At 71.0% G+C, this 18,936-nt stretch carries 18 protein-coding genes; 10 read left to right on the top strand and 8 right to left on the bottom strand.

The features are described from left to right. The first annotated feature begins 31 nt into the window (after positions 1 to 31). The 4 genes from OG599_RS32825 (at position 32) to OG599_RS32810 (ending at position 4,514) form a co-directional block, all read left to right on the top strand. A complete protein-coding gene (locus tag OG599_RS32825) occupies positions 32 to 1,264 on the top strand; it encodes a cytochrome P450 family protein (protein WP_327179603.1) in 1,233 nt (410 codons plus the stop codon). Between the two features lie 199 nt (positions 1,265 to 1,463). Beyond that, positions 1,464 to 2,021 (top strand): CGNR zinc finger domain-containing protein, encoded by a 558-nt coding sequence (locus OG599_RS32820; RefSeq protein WP_327179602.1) that lies wholly within the window; start codon positions 1,464 to 1,466, stop codon positions 2,019 to 2,021. Between the two features lie 257 nt (positions 2,022 to 2,278). Further along, positions 2,279 to 3,484 carry an acyl-CoA dehydrogenase family protein gene (locus OG599_RS32815; protein ID WP_327179601.1) on the top strand — a complete coding sequence of 402 codons (1,206 nt, stop codon included), beginning with the start codon at positions 2,279 to 2,281 and terminating at the stop codon, positions 3,482 to 3,484. 112 nt (positions 3,485 to 3,596) lie between these two features. Continuing rightward, positions 3,597 to 4,514, top strand: a complete 918-nt coding sequence (locus OG599_RS32810) for a TIGR03619 family F420-dependent LLM class oxidoreductase (protein ID WP_327179600.1) — start codon at positions 3,597 to 3,599, stop codon at positions 4,512 to 4,514. Positions 4,515 to 4,614: 100 nt separating this feature from the next. On the opposite strand, the gene OG599_RS32805 is transcribed toward OG599_RS32810, so the two are convergent. Next, positions 4,615 to 5,103 (bottom strand): TetR/AcrR family transcriptional regulator, encoded by a 489-nt coding sequence (locus tag OG599_RS32805; protein ID WP_327180272.1) that lies wholly within the window; start codon positions 5,101 to 5,103, stop codon positions 4,615 to 4,617. A gap of 419 nt (positions 5,104 to 5,522) precedes the next feature. On the opposite strand from OG599_RS32805, the gene OG599_RS32800 reads away from it, so the two are divergent. Beyond that, on the top strand, positions 5,523 to 6,167 hold the full coding sequence (locus OG599_RS32800) for a peptide deformylase (protein ID WP_327179599.1): 645 nt from the start codon (positions 5,523 to 5,525) through the stop codon (positions 6,165 to 6,167). 121 nt (positions 6,168 to 6,288) lie between these two features. On the opposite strand, the gene OG599_RS32795 is transcribed toward OG599_RS32800, so the two are convergent. Then, positions 6,289 to 7,389, bottom strand: a complete 1,101-nt coding sequence (locus OG599_RS32795; protein ID WP_327179598.1) for an alpha/beta fold hydrolase — start codon at positions 7,387 to 7,389, stop codon at positions 6,289 to 6,291. Positions 7,390 to 7,780: 391 nt separating this feature from the next. Between OG599_RS32795 and OG599_RS32790 the strand changes: the two genes are divergently transcribed. Next, complete coding sequence (locus OG599_RS32790; RefSeq protein ID WP_327179597.1) at positions 7,781 to 9,223, top strand: aldehyde dehydrogenase; 1,443 nt, start codon at positions 7,781 to 7,783, stop codon at positions 9,221 to 9,223. A gap of 198 nt (positions 9,224 to 9,421) precedes the next feature. On the opposite strand, the gene OG599_RS32785 is transcribed toward OG599_RS32790, so the two are convergent. Further along, complete coding sequence (locus tag OG599_RS32785; protein WP_327179596.1) at positions 9,422 to 9,781, bottom strand: hypothetical protein; 360 nt, start codon at positions 9,779 to 9,781, stop codon at positions 9,422 to 9,424. A 289-nt stretch (positions 9,782 to 10,070) separates the two neighbouring features. On the opposite strand from OG599_RS32785, the gene OG599_RS32780 reads away from it, so the two are divergent. Then, on the top strand, positions 10,071 to 10,265 hold the full coding sequence (locus OG599_RS32780) for a hypothetical protein (protein ID WP_327179595.1): 195 nt from the start codon (positions 10,071 to 10,073) through the stop codon (positions 10,263 to 10,265). 186 nt (positions 10,266 to 10,451) lie between these two features. Here the strand turns inward: OG599_RS32780 and OG599_RS32775 are convergent, their stop codons facing one another. Together OG599_RS32775 and OG599_RS32770 are read right to left on the bottom strand one after the other, a co-directional pair. Beyond that, positions 10,452 to 11,744 (bottom strand): glycoside hydrolase family 6 protein, encoded by a 1,293-nt coding sequence (locus tag OG599_RS32775; RefSeq protein WP_327179594.1) that lies wholly within the window; start codon positions 11,742 to 11,744, stop codon positions 10,452 to 10,454. 117 nt (positions 11,745 to 11,861) lie between these two features. Further along, complete coding sequence (locus OG599_RS32770) at positions 11,862 to 12,830, bottom strand: glycoside hydrolase family 6 protein (protein ID WP_327179593.1); 969 nt, start codon at positions 12,828 to 12,830, stop codon at positions 11,862 to 11,864. A 532-nt stretch (positions 12,831 to 13,362) separates the two neighbouring features. Here OG599_RS32770 and OG599_RS32765 point away from each other — a divergent pair. Further along, a complete protein-coding gene (locus tag OG599_RS32765) occupies positions 13,363 to 14,394 on the top strand; it encodes a LacI family DNA-binding transcriptional regulator (RefSeq protein WP_327179592.1) in 1,032 nt (343 codons plus the stop codon). 115 nt (positions 14,395 to 14,509) lie between these two features. On the opposite strand, the gene OG599_RS32760 is transcribed toward OG599_RS32765, so the two are convergent. Beyond that, on the bottom strand, positions 14,510 to 15,154 hold the full coding sequence (locus tag OG599_RS32760) for a TetR/AcrR family transcriptional regulator (protein ID WP_327179591.1): 645 nt from the start codon (positions 15,152 to 15,154) through the stop codon (positions 14,510 to 14,512). 115 nt (positions 15,155 to 15,269) lie between these two features. Here OG599_RS32760 and OG599_RS32755 point away from each other — a divergent pair, with 115 nt between their 5' ends. After that, positions 15,270 to 15,965 carry a hypothetical protein gene (locus tag OG599_RS32755; RefSeq protein WP_327179590.1) on the top strand — a complete coding sequence of 232 codons (696 nt, stop codon included), beginning with the start codon at positions 15,270 to 15,272 and terminating at the stop codon, positions 15,963 to 15,965. Positions 15,966 to 16,348: 383 nt separating this feature from the next. Here the strand turns inward: OG599_RS32755 and OG599_RS32750 are convergent, their stop codons facing one another. Continuing rightward, positions 16,349 to 16,948 carry a nuclear transport factor 2 family protein gene (locus OG599_RS32750; protein ID WP_327179589.1) on the bottom strand — a complete coding sequence of 200 codons (600 nt, stop codon included), beginning with the start codon at positions 16,946 to 16,948 and terminating at the stop codon, positions 16,349 to 16,351. A gap of 83 nt (positions 16,949 to 17,031) precedes the next feature. On the opposite strand from OG599_RS32750, the gene OG599_RS32745 reads away from it, so the two are divergent. Next, positions 17,032 to 17,913, top strand: a complete 882-nt coding sequence (locus tag OG599_RS32745; protein ID WP_327179588.1) for a LysR family transcriptional regulator — start codon at positions 17,032 to 17,034, stop codon at positions 17,911 to 17,913. A gap of 240 nt (positions 17,914 to 18,153) precedes the next feature. On the opposite strand, the gene OG599_RS32740 is transcribed toward OG599_RS32745, so the two are convergent. Then, positions 18,154 to 18,924: an ABC transporter ATP-binding protein gene (locus OG599_RS32740; protein WP_442809626.1), complete on the bottom strand. Its 771-nt coding sequence runs from the start codon at positions 18,922 to 18,924 to the stop codon at positions 18,154 to 18,156. Positions 18,925 to 18,936 lie beyond the last annotated feature (12 nt).

Raw genomic sequence — 18,936 nt, 5'->3', positions numbered from 1 at the left:
CGCACGACCACCGGAACAGGAGAGAGACACCATGAGTTCGAGCGAGAAGTGCCCGTACCACGAAGGCAGGGTGGTCATCGGCCCCGCGTTCAAGGCGGATGCCCCGGCCCGGTACGCCCGGCTGCGGGCGCTCGGCCCCATCCACCCGGCCGAGTTCCACCGCGGTCTCCAGGGCTGGGTGGTGGTCGGACACGACCTGGCCCGGCAGGCGCTCAACCACCCCGCCCTGCTGAAGGACGCCACGCCCGCCGCCGACGCCCTGGCCGCCGCCGGTTACGTACTCCATCAGCCCTCGGTCGGGCTGGGCGCGCAGATGATGGAGGCCGACCCGCCCGAGCACGGCCGGCTGCGCCGGCTGGCCTCGGCCGCGTTCACTCCCCGCCGTACGGCCGAACTGGCGCCGCGTATCGAGCGGATCGCCCACGACCTGATCGACGCGATGCCGCCGTCGGGCGAGTTCGACCTCATGGAGGCGTTCAACAACCCGCTGCCGGCCTCGGTCATCGCGGAACTCCTCGGCATTCCGGCGGAGCACCACCCGGATTTCCGCCGCTGGTCGGGGCTGGCGCTCCAGGTGGCCTCACCCGGGCACCGACCGGCGCTGGCCGGACTGCACGGGCTGCTGGCGGAACTGGTCGCGGAGAAGCGGCGCCGACCCGGGGACGACCTGCTGTCCGCTTTGGTCGCCGTCCGCGACGAGGAGGACGGCCGGCTGTCGGAGGAGGAACTCGTGGGCACGGCCATGATGCTGGTCGTCGCGGGCCACGAAAGCACCGTGAACCTGCTCGGCAACGCCGTCCTGGCCCTGCTGCGGCACCCGGAACAGCTCAGGCTGTTGCGCGAGAGGCCCGAACTCATGGCGGGGGCCGTGGAGGAGTTCCTGCGGTACGACACCTCCGTCGAGCGCTCCACCAGCCGCTACGCCAGCGAGGAGCTGGAACTGGGCGGGGTACGCATTCCCCGGGGCGGCATGATCACCGTCGCGCTCGGTTCCGCCGGGCACGACCTCCCCCGGACCGGGGCCGACGACCCCGCCGTCCTCGACGTGACCCGGCCCGCCGCCCGTCATCTGGCCTTCGGCCACGGCATCCACTACTGCCTGGGCGCCCCGCTCGCCCGGCTGGAGACGACCGTGGCCCTGCGCGTCCTGCTCTCCCGCGTCCCCGGGCTGGAGCTCGCCGCCCCGGTGGACTCGCTCGACTGGATCGGCTCGGGCATCATCCGCGGTGTGCTCTCCCTGCCGGTACGCCGCCGCGCCTGCTGACGGCCGCACCTGCGGCCGAGCTCACGCATCGGCGACGGAGACGTGTGGCACCGGTGGCCGGCCGGCCACCACAGTGGTCCGGGGCGAACGGCTCGACCCGCGGCGAGAGTCGCGGGTCGAGAGCCCGGCACCCGGAGCTCACTGCCCCGAAACGTGACGACCCTTGCATCCCCTTGCCGTCACCTGTCAAAATGGTGATGTGAATCTTGACCATGTCTTCGTATGCGAGCACCCCGCCCTCGACTTCGCGGCCACCCTCCGTGCCCGGCGGTCGACCCGGTTCGAGATGTTCGTGACGCCGGAGCGGCTCGACGCCTGGTATCTGGAGTCCGGGCTCGTGGACACGATCACGCCCGCCGAGGAGGACGACGTCCGAGCGGCGATCACCGTGCGCGAGGCCGTCTACCAGCTCGTCACCGACCGGCGCCTCGGCGAGGACTTCGACCGGGACGCCCTCGACGTGGTCAACGCCGCCGCGCTCAGGACTCCGGTGACGCCCCAGCTCACGATGGCCGGGCGGCTGGTCGAAGCGACCGCTCCCCAGGCCTTGGCGACCGTTGCCCGGCAGGCCGTCGAACTGCTCAGCGGCCCCGAGGTCCCGCTGCTGAAGGAGTGCGGCAACCCCGAGTGCACCCGGGTCTACATCGACCGCTCGCGGGGAATGCGCCGCCAGTGGTGCGGCATGGAGTCCTGCGGCAACAAGATCAAGGCCGCCGCCTACCGGGCGCGCAAGAAGGCGGCGCCCGCAGTTCACTGACCCGGCCCCGGCCGCAGGTACGCGAGCGCGGTGGTCGCGGTGACGGGCGAGGAGGTCGCCCGGGCCGAGGACGGCTGGAGACCACGCGGCAGGCTCGGCGGAGACACCTGCCGCGCGGTACGTTCCGGCGCGCGGTGCGATCCCGTGCGGCCGCCCGGCCGCCCGCACGGCGCCCGGACGACCGGGATCGGGCCGGTCACGGATCCGACTTGGTCCGAACAGTGGATCTTCGGGCCACCCGGTGATCTCCTGGGGTGGTGACCTACCCATCGACCGGCGCCGAACGCGCCACGCCCGCCGATCCGGTGCGCACGCTCCTGGCGGCGGCCCATGACATCGCTCCCGTGCTGAGCCGTGCCGCGGAGGCCGCCGAACGCGACAGCCGGCTGACTCCTGAAGCGGAACGGGCTCTGCGGGAGGCCGGCCAGTTCGCCCTCGGCGTGCCGCAGCGCTTCGGCGGTCCCGAACTGATGCCCGCCGACAGCCTGGAGGTGACCGCCGAACTCGCGCTCGCCTGCCCGTCGAGCGCCTGGGTGGTGATGGTCTCGTACGTCGCGCAGCAGATCGCCGCCTCGTTCGGGGAGAGGGCCTGCCGCGACCTGTGGGGCGACGGCCCCGACGTCGCCCTGTGCGGGGTGTTCAGCGACGCGGGAGCCGTCTCCCGGCCGGTCGAGGACGGGGTGCTCGTCACCGGCACCTGGTCCTGGGCCTCGGGCTGCCACCACGCCGACTGGGCCCTGCTCGGCGTCCCCCTGCCCGAAGAGCCCGGCAACGCGCCGGGGCGTGGGCTGGCCCTGGTGCCGGCCTCCGGCCTCGCCGTCAAGAGGACCTGGGACATGGCGGGGATGCGCGGAACCGGCAGTGACACCCTGGTCGCCGACGAGGTGTTCGTCCCGCACCACCGCCTCCGGCGGTTCGCCGACGTCGTCCGGGGAAACGGGCTTCCCGAGGAGCCTCTGTACCGGATTCCGCCGGGTTCCATGACGCTCGTGTCGATGGGCCCCCTGCTGGGCACCGCGCGGGCGGTCCTCCGGCTCACCCTGGAGGCCGTCGAGAGCGGGAAACCGATGGCCATGTCCCTGCACGCCCGCCTCGCCGACTCGCCGAGCGTGCAGGCGGCGATCGCCGAGGCGGCCACCCTCATCGACTCGGCCCACCTGCATCTGAGGCGCTCGGCCGAGTTCGCGGGCGCGGCTGCGGTCTCGGGGACCGAACCGTCGCCGATCGAACGCGCACGGGTCCGCATGGACGCGGGACACGCCTCCACCTGCCTGCTCCAGGCCGTACAGCTGCTGCTCACCGTCGGCGGAGCGGGCAGCTTCTCGGCCACGAAGACCGTCCAGCGTCACTGGCGCGACCTGGAGACGGGGTCCCGGCATCCCACGCTCAACCCCGGCCTCGCCAAGGAGATGTACGGGCGGGCTCTGGTGGGAGACGAACGGCCCGTCAGCCCCATGGTCTGAGCCCCGGCGGGTTCACGACCGGCCGCCCGAACCCAAGGGGACCCTGCCCGGCATTCCCGGCATTCCCCTGACTGACCCGGTCTCCGACCGGACGACTCATGAGGAGAAGCACATGCGACTAGGTCTGGCCCTTCCCACGTTCGGTCCCGACGCCCGGCCGGAAAGCCTGCTCGCCGTCTGCCGGACCGCGGAGGAGCTCGGATACGACTCCCTGTGGACGGGCGACCGTGTCCTGGCTCCGTTGGTGCCGAGCGCGCCCTACCCGAGCACCGACGGCAGGATGCCGCGGGAGTACGAGAACCACATGGACCCCTTGGTGGCCCTGACGTTCGCCGCCTCCCACACGACCCGCGTCGAGCTGGGTACGAGCACGCTGAACGGTCTGTGGCAACCGCCGCTCATGCTGGCCCGGTCGTTGACCACCCTCGACCTCCTCAGCGGGGGGCGTCTGGTCGTGGGCCTCGGCCTGGGCTGGATGCCCGAGGAGTACACCGCGGTCTCCGTTCCCTGGAAGGGGCGGGGCGCGCGGCTGGAAGAGACGATGGACGTCCTGGAGAAGTACTGGGCCAACGACGTCTTCTCGCACGAGGGACCGCTGTTCACCATCCCGGAGACCGTCGTGGGGCTGAAGGCGCACCAGCGGCCCGGACCTCCCGTGCTGCTCGCGGCGTTCACCCCCGGCGGCTTGCGGAGGATCGGCCGCAGGTTCGGCGGCTGGCTGCCCGTGGCGATGCCGCTCCAGCACCTCATGGGCATGTGGGACGTCATCGTGGGGGCCGCGGTGGAGGCCGGTCGGGACCCGTCCGCCCTCCGTATGGCGCTGCGCGTCAACCCCCAGCTCACCGACGTGCGGACCGATGACGAGCAGATGCCGCGTGCGGGCACCCTCGGCCAGTTCGTCGACTACGCGCGGGCCGCCGCCGAGGCCGGTGTGCACGAACTCTTCGTGGACTTCGGGCAGTCGACGGCCACGCTCGACGAACGCGCCGATCTGGCCGGGCGCTTCCTCGAAGGAGTCCGGCGCGGCTGACGGCTCCGGATGCCGTGAAATCGCCTCCTGGGGTGGGAGGCCGGGGAGGACCGGCTCATGGGTGCTCCCCGGCCTCCCACCCCAGGAGCCCGCCGCCGGGTCAGTGCGTTCCGAGCCCGCGCAGCAGGGTGTCGACGACCACGTCCGCCGCCTGCGCGGGGCTCAGGTCGGGCATCGTCCGGGACACCAGGTGCATGAGCTGGGGCAGTAGCGCGCCTGCCCACCCTTCGGGTTGGCCGGGGCGGAGGAGGCCCTCGGTGGTGGCGCGGTGGAGGAAGGCGTCGACTTCGGCGATGGACGCGTCACGGCGGGCGTGGACGGTGTCGTCGGTGAGCATGCGGGTGAGGTCGACGGGCCAGTCGCGGTTGACGGCGATGATGTTCTCGACGTAGCGGTGCAGGGCGACGGCGACGGGCGCTTCGCGCAGCCGGGCGTCCTCGACGGCCCGTTCGATGGCGGTGAGGCGGGCATCGTAGATGGCCGCGAGGAGGTCCTCGCGTGCGGCGAAGCGCCGGTAGACGGTCCGCCGGTCCACTCCCGCCTCGGCGGCGATGCTCGCCACACTCGCGCCCGGATCGACGGCGAGCATCCGCGCCCCGGTGGTCAGGACGGCTTCCAGATTGCGTGCGGCATCGGCTCTCACCCCACCGATCCTAGATCGCGTACGACCGGCGGATTGTGCGACCTCCGACGGTGAGCACCTCTCACGCGTGGAGAAATGCCCTGTAAATGCCGCAGCGCTGCCGCGGTTCAGGGGTTCGGATACGCCTCTGTCGGTGAATCCCGTGGTCTTCGGCGCGCCCGTCCGTGTGGCGGAAGTGCGCGCCGAAGATCCGGTGCGACAGGAAGAGTGGTTGCGCCCCGGCCCGGCTCCGTGCGGCCCGGGCGGTCACCGCGGTCCGAGCGGCGCGACGAAGCCTCCGGTGCCCCGGTGGCCCCGACGGAGAGGGGCCGACGGCCCGTCCGCGCGATTCGTACGTATCCCGGGGCGGCTGGCAAGCTGCTCCCATGACCGACTCGAAGACACGCATGTCCCTGGCCGAGCGCGTCGAGGAACTCCTGGCGACCGGTGGCCCGCTGCCCATCGTCGCCGCGGGAGATCCCGTCCTGCGGGGCGTCGCGGAGCCGTACGACGGGCAGCTCGACGACGCTCTGTTCCACCGGTTCCTGGCCGCGCTGCGCGGGACGATGCACGCCGCCCCGGGCGTGGGGCTGGCCGCGCCGCAGGTCGGAATCCCCCTCCGTGTCGCGGTGCTGGAGGACCAGGCGGTCGGAGCGCGGGACGTCCTGGAGGCACGCGGACGCACCCCCCTGCCCTTCCGGGTGCTGGTCAACCCCCGTTACGAGCCCGAGGGCGATGTCCGGGCCGCGTTCTTCGAGGGCTGCCTGAGCGTGCCCGGCTGGCAGGCCGTGGTGGCCCGCCACGCACGGGTGCGGCTGCGCGCGCAGGACGGGACCGGCAAGGCGATCGACGAGGTGTTCACCGGCTGGCCGGCGCGCATCGTGCAGCACGAGACCGACCACCTCGACGGCAGGCTCTACCTCGACGTGGCCCTGTCACGGTCGCTGTCGACCAACGAGGCCGTGGCGGAGCGCTGGTCGGGGCCGACCCCCGAGGAAGCCGCCCGGGAGCTGGGATTCGAACTGCCGTAGTGCACGCTCCGCCGTGACGACGCACCGTGCTTTCCTGTGCCGTGACCGCACGTCATGACCTTGGCAGGCCTCTTCTCCCGCCGTCGAGCGTCAGATGCGTGGAGTTCGACGGGCCCGGGCCTCAGAGGTGGTCGGCGTCGACCACGGCCTGCGCGAAGACGGTGGGCGCCTCCTGCGGCAGGTTGTGGCCGACGTCCGCGATGGTGCGGTGGTCGTAGGGCCCGGTGAAGTGGCTGCGGTAGGAGGCGCCTTCGCCGGGCGGGGTGAAGGGGTCGAGCGCCGGGTCGAGGGTGACGGTGGGAACGGCGATCGGGGGCTGCGCGGCGAGCTGCTTCTCGTATCGCTCGTAGCGTCGGTCGCCCTCGATCAGGCCGATGCGCCAGCGGTAGTTGTAGAGGACGACGGCGGCGTAGTCGGGGTTCTTGAAGGCCTCGGCGGTCCGCGCGAAGGTGGCGTCGTCGAAGTTCCAGTTGGGAGAGACGAGGGTCCATACGTAGCGGCACAGCGCGATGCGCTGCTCCTCGTTCTCCATGGCCTTCTTGCCGCGGTCGCCGGCGAAGTACCACTGGTACCACCAGTTGCGCTCGACGGCCGGGGCGGCGGGTTCCAGCTGCGCCTTGAGGTTGGTGATGATGTAGCCGGTGGTGGAGACCAGCGCCTTGACGCGCTCGGGCCACAGCGCGGCGATGATGTCGGCGGTGCGCGCGCCCCAGTCGAAACCGGCGAGGACCGCCTTGTCGATCTTGAGGGCGTCCATCAGAGCGATGGTGTCGAGCGCGATGGCGGACTGTTCGGCGGTGCGGGGGGTGCGGCGCGACAGGAAGGTGGTGCTGCCGTGGCCGCGGACGTAGGGAACGATGACGCGGTAGCCCTGGTCGGCCAGGAGCGGTGCGACGTCGACGAAGCTGTGGATGTCGTACGGCCAGCCGTGCAGGAGGATCACGACCGGGCCACGGGCGGGCCCGGCCTCGGCGTAACCGACGTTCAGGACACCCGCCTTGACCTGCTTGAGCGTGCCGAAGCCGGTGTGCGTGCCTGGGGTGACGAGCGGCAGGGTGGGCACGGGTGAGCCGCTCGGCGGGGTCGGCCCGGGCGGCAGGGTCGAGGCGCTCGACCCTGGCGGCACGGTCGCGGCGTTCGCCGTGGCCAGGCCGGCCGGCGAGACCGTGGCCGCGCCGGCGCTCAGGCCGGCGGCCTTGCTGAAGCTACGCCTGTTGATCATGTGAAACCCCTCCGAGGTGCGTTTCCGGTGACCGACCCGAACCCGGGAAATCCGTCCGCCCGCATGGGCGGTACGAGGCTCGCCGCAGCTCTTGGCGCGATGACTCTCACACACGAGTCATCACCTGTCAAACAGGTGACGCTAGAGCGCGCCCCCTGAAAGGCGACGCACCGATGGAGGATTAATCACATACCGCCACTCCGGTGCGCATTTTATACTCCAAACTGCTACATTGGAGTGACACTTAAGAGGTTCGCCCGAGAGAGCCCGAACCCGCCCGACAGAACCCGAGAGCCGGACAGCCTTACAGAACCCGAGAGCCGGACAGCCTTACAGAACCCGAGAGCCGGACAGAACCCGAGAACGCGAGAACCCGAAAGAGAGAAAGCGCATGATCACTTACGACCGGCTTTTCATCGGCGGCTCTTGGGTGGCGCCGAGCGACCCCCGCCTGCTCGACATCGCGTCACCGCACGATCAGTCGGTGATCGGCCGCGTGGCTCAGGCGCAGCCGGCGGACGTGGACCGTGCCGTGACCGCGGCGCGGGAGTCGTTCGAGGAGGGCGTGTGGCGGCTGACCCCGCCGACGGAACGGATCGCGGTGCTGCGGCGGTTCAACGCCCTGCGCGAGGAGCACGCGGAGAGGGCCGCACACCTCATTTCGCTGGAGAACGGTTCCGCGGGATGGTTCACCCGGGCCGGGCAGCCTGGTCTGACCCGGCAGGCGAACGCCTACTTCAAGGCGGCTGAGGAGTTCGGCTGGGAGGAGACGCCCGCGCCGTCCGACCCGGCATCCCCGGTGCGCAGCGTGGTGCGCCGTGAGGCGATCGGTGTCGTGGCCGCGGTGATTCCGTGGAACTCCCCCTTCTCCTCCGCCACCTCGAAGATCATTCCAGCTCTTCTCGCCGGTAACTCCGTGGTTCTCAAGGTGTCTCCCGAGAACTCTCTGAGCATGGGCTTCCTGGCGGAGCTGCTGGAGCGGTCGGGACTGCCCGGGGGCGTGATCAGTGTCCTGCCGGCGGGCCGGGAGACCAGTGAGTACCTGGTGTCGCACCCGGAGGTCGACAAGATCGCGTTCACCGGTTCGACGCGGGCGGGTCGCCGGATCGCGTCCATCGCGGGTGAGCAGCTCAAGCGGGTCAGCCTGGAGCTGGGCGGCAAGTCCGCCGCCGTCATCCTCCCGGACGCCGACATCGCCGCGGCGGTCGCGGGCCTGAAGTTCGGTTCCCTGCTCAACAACGGCGAGTCGTGCATCGCGCAGACCAGGATCCTGGCTCCGCGCGAGAAGTACGAGGAGGTCGTCGGTGCGCTGAAGAAGCTCGTGGAGTCGCTCCGGGTCGGTGACCCCGGCGATCCGGACACGTTCATCGGTCCGATGATCCGTCCGGATCAGCAGGAACGGGTCCGCGACTACATCCGGCTCGGCATCGAGGAAGGAGCCCGGCTGGTCACCGGCGGCCCTCAGATCCCGGAAGGGCTGGAAAAGGGCAACTACGTCACCCCGACCGTCTTCGCCGACGTCGACAACTCCATGCGCATCGCCCAGGAGGAGATCTTCGGCCCGGTCCTGGTCGTCATCGCGTACGACGACGAGGACGATGCCGTCCGCATCGCCAACGACTCCCCCTACGGCCTCTCCGGCGGCATCTGGTCCGCCGACGAAGCACGCGCCCTCGCGGTCGCCCGCCGCATCCGCACCGGCACCCTCACCCTCAACGGCGCTCCCCTCGCCTTCGACGGCCCCTTCGGCGGCTTCAAGAGCAGCGGCATCGGCCGCGAATACGGCGCCGTCGGCCTCGGCACCTACACCGAATACAAGACCATCACCCTCTGACGGCACAACCGCGGACATCACCCGCGTCTTTCCTGGCGGCGACCCGCCGCAGCGTCCGCGGACCGACCTCGGCGAGCCAGCTGTCGAAGGACGCCGGCCCCCGGGCCACACGCTCCGGGGCCACGCGCACCGATGTGTCCGGGACGGCGGGCCCGCCCCGGACGCATCACAACCGGTGGAGCAACTTCCGGGGAGTCGTCAGGGAGTGACGACCCGGTAGCTCAGCATCGCCCAGGGAAGCCCGGTCCGGGCCAGCGAGCCGCTGCGCCACGGGGTGACGCCGGTGCAGTCGGCCCCGGGGTAGAGCTCGAGGGACGCGGAGCCGGAAGCGATCTGGACGGAGAGGGCCGGCTCCGACAGCGTGTGGCAGGTGCCGAAGTCGTCGAGATCGACCGTCGTCACCGTCCCTGTTCCGTTGGCGCCCGCGTAGAGGTGGCCACCCTCCTGCAACGGGGGCCAACCGGCGGCGTCCGCAGTGCCTGCACCGAGACCGAGAAGCGCCGCGGCCAGGGTCACGGCAACGGCCGCGCCACGGACCTTCGCTCCGGGTGTGAACATGTGCCCACCTTTCCTGCGGGTGACGGCAACGGAGAGGGCGTCGCCACCACTGGTTCGGCCGGTGTGTCCGGCAGCAGACTCTTGCACATTCAACCAACCGCGAGGAGTCCCATTCCGGCCACGCACATGCGCGCCGGCCGTCCGGCACTCCCGCCCGGAGGCTTCCCCGAGGAGACTCCCGACACCCCCTTTCGTCACCGTCTTGACTGGTGACGCGACAGAGTGCAGGCTGATGACAGTCCGGGGACGGGCCGGACGCGATCCACGACCGACGAAGTGGAGAACAACCGTGAACGAGGAACTCATCGCGGATGGTGCCGCCGCGGCCCGGCACGCGAAGTACGGCAGGCTTCCCGGGCGGATCCGTTTCGAGGACATGTCCGAAGAAGCGGAGGCGGCGCCGGGCGGCGCGGCGAACACCTCGTACAACGCTGAGGGCGCGTGGAACTCCTACTCCTGCCTCGCTCTCGACCTGGGGCTCTGAGCCGCCGGCCCGGCCGGAAGCCGGACCGTACACCGAGGCCGATCGCTCCGTGCGGGAATGCGGGACTTCGCCGTCCACGGGGCGGCGCTCGCCTTCCCGCTTCCACGGCCGGCATCCGCGGCGTGCCCCGCAAGGCCCTCACCCGTTCGAGGCCTTGCGGGGTACGCCGTCTCCGCGCCGGACCCGTCAGAGCCCGGACCAGTGGTTGAGCGTCAGGCGGGGTTCCGCGTTGCGGGCGAGTTCGTGTGCCTGCTCGGGCCACCAGACTCCGGCGGCCGGATCGACGACGCCGTACTCGGGGTCGATCGTGCCGCCGGTGTTGCGGGTGCAGCTGCCGTCGGACTCACCGATGGTCTTCACGTACAGGTAGGCGTCGACGAGCGGGACGCCGGTGTCTGCGGTCGGGCGGGGCCCGATGCCCCGCCCGGGCGGATTGCACCAGGTCTCCGGGTCGCCGCTGTACTTACCCGGCTGCGGGATCCACGGCCCCTTTCCGTTGCGGCTGGTGTCGACCATGAAGTGCGCCAGGTCCTCGTCGGCGGGGCTGCCCACGTTCTGGTCGTACCAGGCGTCGGTCCAGTGCCAGGTGGCGGGATCCGTGGAGGAGACGGCGTTGCCCGGAGTTCCGTCGTTGGGAGCGGCCGGGGAGTAGAACTGACTTGCGCACCAGTCGGCGTGGCCACGGGACCACTCGGGCCCCTCGGTGGCGAACCACATGCACTTGGATATCCAGGTCCCGTAGTGCGAGGTCTGATCGGTGGGCTGGTAGTTGGATATGTTCAGGACGAAGCCGTCGCTCCGCTCGACGCCTGCGTCCAGGAGCCGTTGCGTGATGTCGCCGACGGACCGCCACTGGCTGTTGCCCGCGTCGAGGTAGACCGAGGTGTTCGCCCCGTTCTTCAGGGTGCGGACCGCGTAGTCGAGGTCGGCCACGCGGCGGGTGCTGAGTTCTCCGGTCGGGTCGTTGTCCCCGGCACAGTCCTTGGGAAGGGAGGCCAGGCCGTCGGGTTCCAGGATGACCACGGCCTTGTCGCCGCCGATGCCCCGGGCGAACGCGTCGATCCACTGGCGGTAGGCGGCGGAGGAGTCGGCCCCGCCGCTGGAGTAGAGGCTGCAGTCCCGTCCGGGGATGTTGTACGCCACCAGGACCGGGACCCGGCGGGTGATCGCGGCGGCACGGACGAGCGTGCGTACTGCGGTACGTGTCTCGGTGGCCGTGCCGCCCGTGAACCACGCGGCCTGCGGGTAGCTCGCCAACTTCGCCATGTTCAGGCCGTCTTCGATTCTTCCGCCCCTCAGGTCGTCGATGGCCTGCCGGGCCGCCTTGCTGTCCGGGTCGACGTAGAACCTCGTGGCCGGGGTGACGGTGTCCTGCGTGGGAGCGGGTGCGGCCTGGGCGGCCGTGGCGGCGAATGCCGCGCAGGCGGTGAGCGCCGCGGTGACGACGGCTGTGCGGCGCCGGAAGGTACGGGAACGCATGGTGACTCCTGGTCTTGGGATCGGACGGCTGCGGAACGTTCGCCCGCCGCCTGCGGCGGGGGACGCGCATGGACTGGTACCGGGACCGGGAGGAACGGGTCACCGGAGACCGGGAGGTCAGTAGCCGTAGATCATCTTGTAGGCGACCTCGGGGAGGAACTGGCCGGCCGCGGACCCGGCCCCGACGCCGCAGTTGCCGTCGGACTCGCCGGGGGTCTTGATCCACAGGAGCATCTCCGCGCCGCCGCCCTTCTGGGTGGGGGTTCCGATCCTGCGGCCCGCGGAGTTGCACCATGCGCCGTTGCTGGAGCCGTTGCCGTTGCGGCTGGTGTCCACGACGAACGGCTTGGTGTATCCGTTGGACGAGCTCAGCGCGGCGTTGACCGCGTTGGCGTAGGTGATGTTCTCCGCGGTGGTGTAGTGGTTGGAGACGTTCAGCGAGAAGCCCCGGGTGCGGCTGAGACCCGCCGCGTTCAGGCTCGCGGCCATCGAAGTGGCGCTGCGCCAGGCCGGGTTGCCCGCGTCGAGGTAGACCCAGGCGTTGGGTGCCTTCTGGTTGAACTGGGTGATCGCGTTGTTGAGCAGGGCGTTGCGCTCGCTGATCTGGGCGGCGTTCATGCAACTCGTGTCCCCGAGCGCGTCCGGCTCCAGGATGACGACGGCGGGCCGGGAGCCGATCCCACTGGCGAACGCGGCGATCCACTCGTTGTAGGCGGCGACGGACCCTGCCCCGCCACCGGACTGCCCGCCACAGATGTCACGGTTGGGGATGTTGTACGCCACCAGGACAGGCAGCTTGTCCGCGGCGTCGGCCGCGCCGACATAGGCCCCGGTGGCGGTTCCTATGGTGCCGCTCCAGTTGCCGAACCAGCGGGCCATGGGCTTCGCGGCGACGCTGTCGCGGATGGCGGGCGCCCGCCCGTCACCGGGGTTGGCGGCGGCCCACAGGGCCGGGCTGGAGTTCGGGTCGACGTAGAAGCCGTTGGTGAGCGTGGTCGGGTCGGCCGCCTGGGCGGGCGGGGAGACGACGAGAGCCAACGGCAGGGCCAGCAGCGCTGCGACCATCGTGCGGAGGAGGTGACGCATGGGAGTACCTCGGTTCCTGACGGGGAGGACGCCGCACGGTCTCGTCCTGAGCGCGCGGCGGAGAGCGAAGGCGGTGGACGACGTCCCGGGGAACCCTGCGGCTCGGGACGCCGTCCACCACGTGCTGGGACACGGAGTGTATTGGGAGCGCTCCCACTGGAAGCGCTCCCAGTTCTGTTCGAAGCATCTTGGGGTACGGCCGGTATCGTCTTGGCTGTAATTCGGGCTGTCAAGAGACCGGACACGATTCCCTCCTCTCCCGATACTCGGGAGCTCGCCCACAAACTGGAAGCGCTACCACTTTTCTGGCGCCATGCCCGAGGAGCGCCTCCAGGACGGCCCCGGCCCTGAAGCGTGTTGCGAAAGCGGCGCTGTCCACCCGGTCGTCGCCGGACAGGCGGGACTTTCGACACCCGCTTGAGAGGGAGCCTTCCGTCCACGCAGGGGCCTGGACACGGCCGAGGCCCGTGCTCGGCGCGTGGGATCATCTCCGTAGCAACCCGGCGAAGAACCCCGAGGAGCACGTCTTCCGATGCAGCCGACGCCCAGGCGCATGCCGACCCTCGACGAGGTGGCCGCAAGAGCCGGCGTGTCGCGCACCGTGGCTTCCCGGGCGGTCAACAACGTCCCGCATGTGAGCCGGGCCAAACGGGAGGCCGTCGAACGGGCCGTCCGTGAGCTGGGATACGTACCGAACCCGACCGCGCGGGCGCTGGCGGGCAACAGGGTCGGGGCCGTGGTGCTGGCGGCTTCCAGCGACGAGGCCGGCCTGTTCGCGGATCCGTTCTTCGCCGAGGTCGTCGTCGGCGTGAGCACGGCCCTGGACGAGACCGACCTGGAACTCATCCTGGTGCTCGCCAACTCACCGCGCGGCCGCAGCCGCCTGCAGCAGATGGTCCGCTCCCGCCGCGCCGACGGCATCATGCTGATGGCGCTCCGGGGCGACGACCCGCTGGGACGGCTCGCCGAGGACGCCGGGATGCCGGTCGTCTTCGGCGGTCTGCCCCTGACCGGGGAGCCGCGCTGGTACGTGGACGCCGACAACAGGGGCGGCGCCCGGCTGGCCGCCGATCACCTCGTGCGTACCGGGCGGACCAGACCCGTCATGATCACCGGTCAGGTGGACAGCCTGGTCTCGGTGACCCGTGAACAGGGCTTCGCCGAAGGGCTGATGCTGGCCGGTGTTCCGTTGCTGGGCGTTTCCTCCGGCGCGTTCCTGGTCGAAGGCGGCGCGGAGGCGATGGAGCGCCTGCTGGACGCGCATCCGCGGTTGGACGCGGTCTTCGCCGCGTCGGACGGAATGGCGATCGGCGCGCTCCAAGTGCTGCGCCGAAGGGGTCGGCGGGTGCCCGAGGACGTCTCGGTGATCGGTTTCGACGACCTGGCCGGAGCTCGGCACACCAACCCGCCGTTGACCACCGTGCGCCAGCCGGTCAGGGCGCTGGGACACGAGATGGCACGGATGCTGGTCAACGCGATCGACGGGCACGACCCGAACCCGCTGATCCTTCCGACCCGGCTGACGGTCCGGGAGTCCGCACCGGAAGCAGTCCCGCCGCGCTGACCACGGCCCGTCGGCCGCGGGTACCACGACTCGACGGCAACCGCCCCGTCGAGCCCTCCGCACAGAAGGCGGAGCGCCGTTCTGCCGCAGCGATGCCCCGGCCTGGGCGACCGCCTCAGTTTCGGGCGCGGCGGCTGTCGGGAGTGCGGAGGTAGGCGATCGCCATGTCGCTGAGGTCTTCCGCGTACCGGTTCACCGCCTCCTCCCCCGTGGCCGGGTCGGGGCGCACGGAGTTGTGGAAGCAGGCCCCGAGGACGGCGCGAGCGGCCGTGTCGAGGGCCGCTTCCGGGCTGGAGCGCCGGATCTCGTCGCTGTAGGGGGCTGCGGCTTCGAGCACGAGCCGGTGGATTTCGAGGATGGCGCGGCCCCCTCGGTCGGGCGACTTCACGCCACGTGCACGGAGCAGCTCGGAGAAGAGGTTGTTGTCGGTGAACGACTGCAGCAGGGCGCGCGCATAGGCGTCCATGACGCCGGAGAGTGACGGTTCTGCCGCGCGCAGCCGCTCGGCCACAACCTCCTCGCGCCGCTCCAGCATCCGCTCGCTCAGAGCGGTGATCAGCTGGTCCTTGTCTTCGAAGCGACGGTAGATCGTACCCACCGAGACGCCCGCGCGCTCCGCGACGCCGGTCATCGTCATCTCTTCCAGGCCGGCCGACGAGGCGACTTCCTCGGCTGCCCGGAGTACACGAGCCAGGGTCGCGGCGCTGCGTGCCTGCCGGGGCTCCCGGTAGAGCGCGGGGCGGTCTGGCTCCTCAGTCATGTGCGCATCGTACCGGCGGCGATCTCCGCAGGTCCTTTGACAAGTGGCGCACCTCCGTGGGTATCCTCAAAATGCGAACGTGAATTCATGTTCACATATTCATGGAGGTTCGATCATGACCGAAAACCAGACGTTCCCCGTGACCGTGACGCTCGAGTCGGGGCCGACCGGCGGGGGAAGCATCGACGATCTCGAGCTCTTCTACTCCCGCCGCGCCCTGGACCGTTTCCGTACGCGACTGGGGCGTCAGGGCCTGCTCGACCTGCTGGCCGCGGACATCGAGGAGGGCAACGCCTTCCTGCGGGAGAGCGCCCTCGCCTCCGACGGCACGTTCGAGGCGGGTACGACGGTGCTCGCGACGAGGGGCCTCAACTCGGCCGATTTCCTCGCCTGGATGGAGAGGGCCTTCGCGGGCGACGAGACCGCGCTTCTCGCGGCGCACCCCGAGCACTACGTCATGGCCCCCGGGACCGACGGCGCGTTCAACGTGGTGGAGAACATCGGCCCCCACGTCTGCTCCTTCTTCATGGGCGGCTGGGGCACGGACGCGATGGCCTGGGCGGCGGACGCGCCCGAACTCCTCCCGGAGTCCGACTTTCCGCACAAGATGTCCTCGAACCTCTTCCTCGCCGACGGCACGGTCGTCGGACGGGCCCTGACCCAGTTCGGCGACACCGCCGACGGCTTCACCGCGAGCCTCACGGTCTACGTCCCCACCACGTGTCCTCCGGAGGTCCTGGAGCACCACCTCCGCCACTACGCGGTCGAGTTCCGGAACTGGATCGTCGTCGCGGCGGCAGCCCGCGGCTGAACGGCCCGGCCGGGCGCCGGCCCTCTTCCGCCCCCGGTGGGCCGGGCATTCCGGCGTCCGGCCGGCAGGTTCACGACGGTTGCCGGACAGGGGCGGCGGGGTATCTGTTCGCCCGGCTCTGGGGTCCCTGTTCGCCCTGCTCTCTCGGGGAGCCTCGCCTCGTCCGGCTCCCTCGGGAGGCGCTCGGCGTTGCGGTGGGCGATGCCGTGCCGGGCTTCTTCGGCGAGGCCGGAGTCGACCAGGAAGGCGCGGGATCCGGCGTTGCCGACGAAGGGGTGGTCAACCGAGTGGATGCCGCTGGGCGTGTAGTAGGTGTTCTGCCGGACGTACTCGCCGATGGCGCGGTCGAGGCCGGTGGCCTCGCGCGGCAGGGCTTCGTGCCGTCACCTGCCGGTCCGCTCGCCCAGCCAGGCGAAGGCGGACTCCTTGATGTCGCGCTCCAGGTCGCTGCCCTTGGTCGCGAAGACCCGGCTCACCGGAAAGCCGCTGGCTTCCAGCAGGTAGGCGAGGGCGGCGTACTCCCGCGGGTAGCGGGCGACCGTTTCCGCGTCGATGTCGACGATCCCGGCGGGAAAGGTGAACGTGCCGAAGTCGTAGACGCTCTTGCGGTCGCTGATGCGCCACACCCCGTCCCGCTTCTCCAGCCGGTCGATGAACCGGTTGTGGCCGTTGCAGCCGAGGCGCAGATCGACGTTCTCGCCGATGATGACGGCGTTGGTCTCGCTGACCGCGCGGGTGCCGTCGGCGGAGAAGGTCACCACGGGCGCGGTGATCAGGTGCTTGGTCCGGAAGGCGGAGGCCCCCATCCGGGCGGAGGCGTCCACGAACTCGTACGCCGGCCCCTCGAACCAGGTGATCTCGATCCGGCCGTCGGGGTGGAAGAGGCCCTTCAACCGGTCCCACTCCCCCAGGTCCCGGTGGATCCACCCGGTCATGAGATCAGCGATGTCCTGTCGATCCTGAGATGTCACGTTCACGTTCATGTGTCCAGCGTGGGCCGCGCCGGGCGATAGGTCCAACCGAAAGATACGATCAATCAATCGATGGGAACGATGAACGGGAGCGGATGGTGGAGCTGCGGCACCTGCGCTATTTCGTCGCCGTCGCCGACGAGCGCCACTTCGGCCGGGCCTCCGTCCTGCTGCACATCACCCAGTCCACCCTCAGCGCCCAGGTCCAGGCCCTGGAGCGGGAGGTGGGCGGCAGCCTGTTCTCCCGCACCAGCCGACGCGTCGAGCTGACCGAGGCCGGTGAACTGCTGCTGCCCGAGGCCCGCCGGGCCCTGGCACAGGCCGACCGCGCCCTGCAGGTGGCCAGGGACTCGGTGCACGGCGAGACCGGCACGGTCAGGATCGGCTTCTCCGGCGTCGCCGTCCTCCAAGGCGTCCTCTCCGAGGATCTGCGCGACTTCGGCCGGGCGCACCCACGGGTCGGCCTCACCCTGTCCGAGCTTCCGCCGGCCGCCCAGATCCAGGCGGTGCGCGACGGCGCGCTCGACCTCGGCTACTGCCCCGACCTGGGCCTCGGCGACACGGACGGCCTGCGAGTCACCCGCCGCGCGACAACTCCGCTGTCCGTCGCACTGCGCACCGACCACGAACTGGCGTCCGCGACCGCTGTCACGACGTCCGCACTCAGCTCCCACGAGCTCATCGTCTTCGCGAGCGGCGAGGAGGACGAGACCGTCCTCTCCCGGCTCTGGCCCGCCGCCGAGGAGGACCGCTCCCGGGTCCGCCTGGTCGGCAGCACCCTGGGAGCGCTCGCCCTCGCCTTGGCCGGCACCGGCGTGGCCCTCGTCCCCACCGCCACCGAACGCATCGCCCTGCCGGGCCTCACCTACCGGCCCCTGCGCGGAGCACCGCCGGGACCGGACCTGCTCGTGATCGGCCGGCACGACGAGACGTCAGGCGCGGTCCGCGCCTACTTCGGCGGCGTCCGCACGCCATGATCCCGCCGCCGTCAGGAACACGTCGTTCGCCTCTCGCTCCCCGATGGTGACCCTGACTCCGTCCTGGCCGTAGGGCCGCACGGCCACGCCGGAGTCCAGGCAGTGTCCGGCGAAGGAAGCGCTCTGCTCACCGGGGCCGGCCCACAGGTCTTGGAGAAGGTCCGCCCCGTCACGACGTCCGGCGGTGTGCGGTGGCGGGGAGGTGGGGGGAGGTACGCAGGCGCATCGCCGACTTCGCATTCACTGTGCCGAGGTGTTCGCCCCGAGCGGCTCCACCGCCGCGTGTTCGACGATGTGTCCGTCGCGGAGTTCCAGGACCCGGTCGGCGAATCCGAGCAGTTGGGGGTCGTGGGTGGCCACCAGCACGGTGACGCCCTCGCTGCGCACCAGGGCGCGCAGCAGCCGCATGACCGCGAGGCCGGTCTCCGCGTCCAGCTGGCCGGTGGGCTCGTCCGCGATCAGCAGGGCGGGGCGGTTGGCGAGCGCGCGGGCGATGGCCACGCGCTGTTGCTGGCCGCCCGAGAGCTCGCCGGGACGCTGTGCGGCGTGGTCACCGAGTCCCACGAGGGACAGCAGGAGCCCCGCCCGTTCCTCGCGTTCGGCGGGGTCGGTCCCGCGCAGCCGCATGGGTACGCCGACGTTCTCGGCCGCGGTCAGGATGGGGAGCAGCCCGAACGACTGGAAGATGAAGCCGATGCGGTCCCGGCGGAGTTCGAGAAGCCCGTCCTCACCGAGTCCCGAGAGATCGGTGCCGCCGACGGTGACCCGGCCGCCGTCGGGGGTGTCGAGGCCGCCGACGAGGTTGAGCAGGGTGGTCTTGCCGGAGCCCGAGCGGCCCTTGAGGGCGACGAGTTCCCCGCGGGGGATCTCGAAGGAGACTCCCCGCAGCGCGTGCACCGCCGCGGCGCCGGTCCCGTACGAGCGGCGCAGGTCCTCGACCCGCACCATGGGGCCGTCGGCCGGGCTCGCCACCGGGGCCGCACCGCTGCGCGCGCCGGTCCTTCGTCTCATCTCTGATCCCCC

The sequence above is a fragment of the Streptomyces sp. NBC_01335 genome (assembly GCF_035953295.1).
Taxonomy (GTDB): Bacteria; Actinomycetota; Actinomycetes; order Streptomycetales; family Streptomycetaceae; genus Streptomyces.
Note: the sequence above shows the minus strand (reverse complement) of the source record. Positions and strands in the feature narration are given on the sequence as shown.

Excerpts from the sequence above, each read along its gene's own strand:
- OG599_RS32805 (WP_327180272.1), bottom strand. The coding sequence starts at position 5,103 with ATGCTCGCCGTCGATCCGGGCGCGAGTGTGGCGAGCATCGCCGCCGAG.
- OG599_RS32765 (WP_327179592.1), top strand. The coding sequence starts at position 13,363 with ATGCAGCCGACGCCCAGGCGCATGCCGACCCTCGACGAGGTGGCCGCA.
- OG599_RS32800 (WP_327179599.1), top strand. The coding sequence starts at position 5,523 with ATGACCGACTCGAAGACACGCATGTCCCTGGCCGAGCGCGTCGAGGAA.
- OG599_RS32785 (WP_327179596.1), bottom strand. The coding sequence starts at position 9,781 with ATGTTCACACCCGGAGCGAAGGTCCGTGGCGCGGCCGTTGCCGTGACC.
- OG599_RS32795 (WP_327179598.1), bottom strand. The coding sequence starts at position 7,389 with ATGATCAACAGGCGTAGCTTCAGCAAGGCCGCCGGCCTGAGCGCCGGC.
- OG599_RS32790 (WP_327179597.1), top strand. The coding sequence starts at position 7,781 with ATGATCACTTACGACCGGCTTTTCATCGGCGGCTCTTGGGTGGCGCCG.
- OG599_RS32810 (WP_327179600.1), top strand. The coding sequence starts at position 3,597 with ATGCGACTAGGTCTGGCCCTTCCCACGTTCGGTCCCGACGCCCGGCCG.
- OG599_RS32745 (WP_327179588.1), top strand. The coding sequence starts at position 17,032 with ATGGTGGAGCTGCGGCACCTGCGCTATTTCGTCGCCGTCGCCGACGAG.
- OG599_RS32770 (WP_327179593.1), bottom strand. The coding sequence starts at position 12,830 with ATGCGTCACCTCCTCCGCACGATGGTCGCAGCGCTGCTGGCCCTGCCG.
- OG599_RS32825 (WP_327179603.1), top strand. The coding sequence starts at position 32 with ATGAGTTCGAGCGAGAAGTGCCCGTACCACGAAGGCAGGGTGGTCATC.
- OG599_RS32760 (WP_327179591.1), bottom strand. The coding sequence starts at position 15,154 with ATGACTGAGGAGCCAGACCGCCCCGCGCTCTACCGGGAGCCCCGGCAG.
- OG599_RS32775 (WP_327179594.1), bottom strand. The coding sequence starts at position 11,744 with ATGCGTTCCCGTACCTTCCGGCGCCGCACAGCCGTCGTCACCGCGGCG.
- OG599_RS32750 (WP_327179589.1), bottom strand. The coding sequence starts at position 16,948 with ATGAACGTGAACGTGACATCTCAGGATCGACAGGACATCGCTGATCTC.
- OG599_RS32755 (WP_327179590.1), top strand. The coding sequence starts at position 15,270 with ATGACCGAAAACCAGACGTTCCCCGTGACCGTGACGCTCGAGTCGGGG.
- OG599_RS32740 (WP_442809626.1), bottom strand. The coding sequence starts at position 18,924 with ATGAGACGAAGGACCGGCGCGCGCAGCGGTGCGGCCCCGGTGGCGAGC.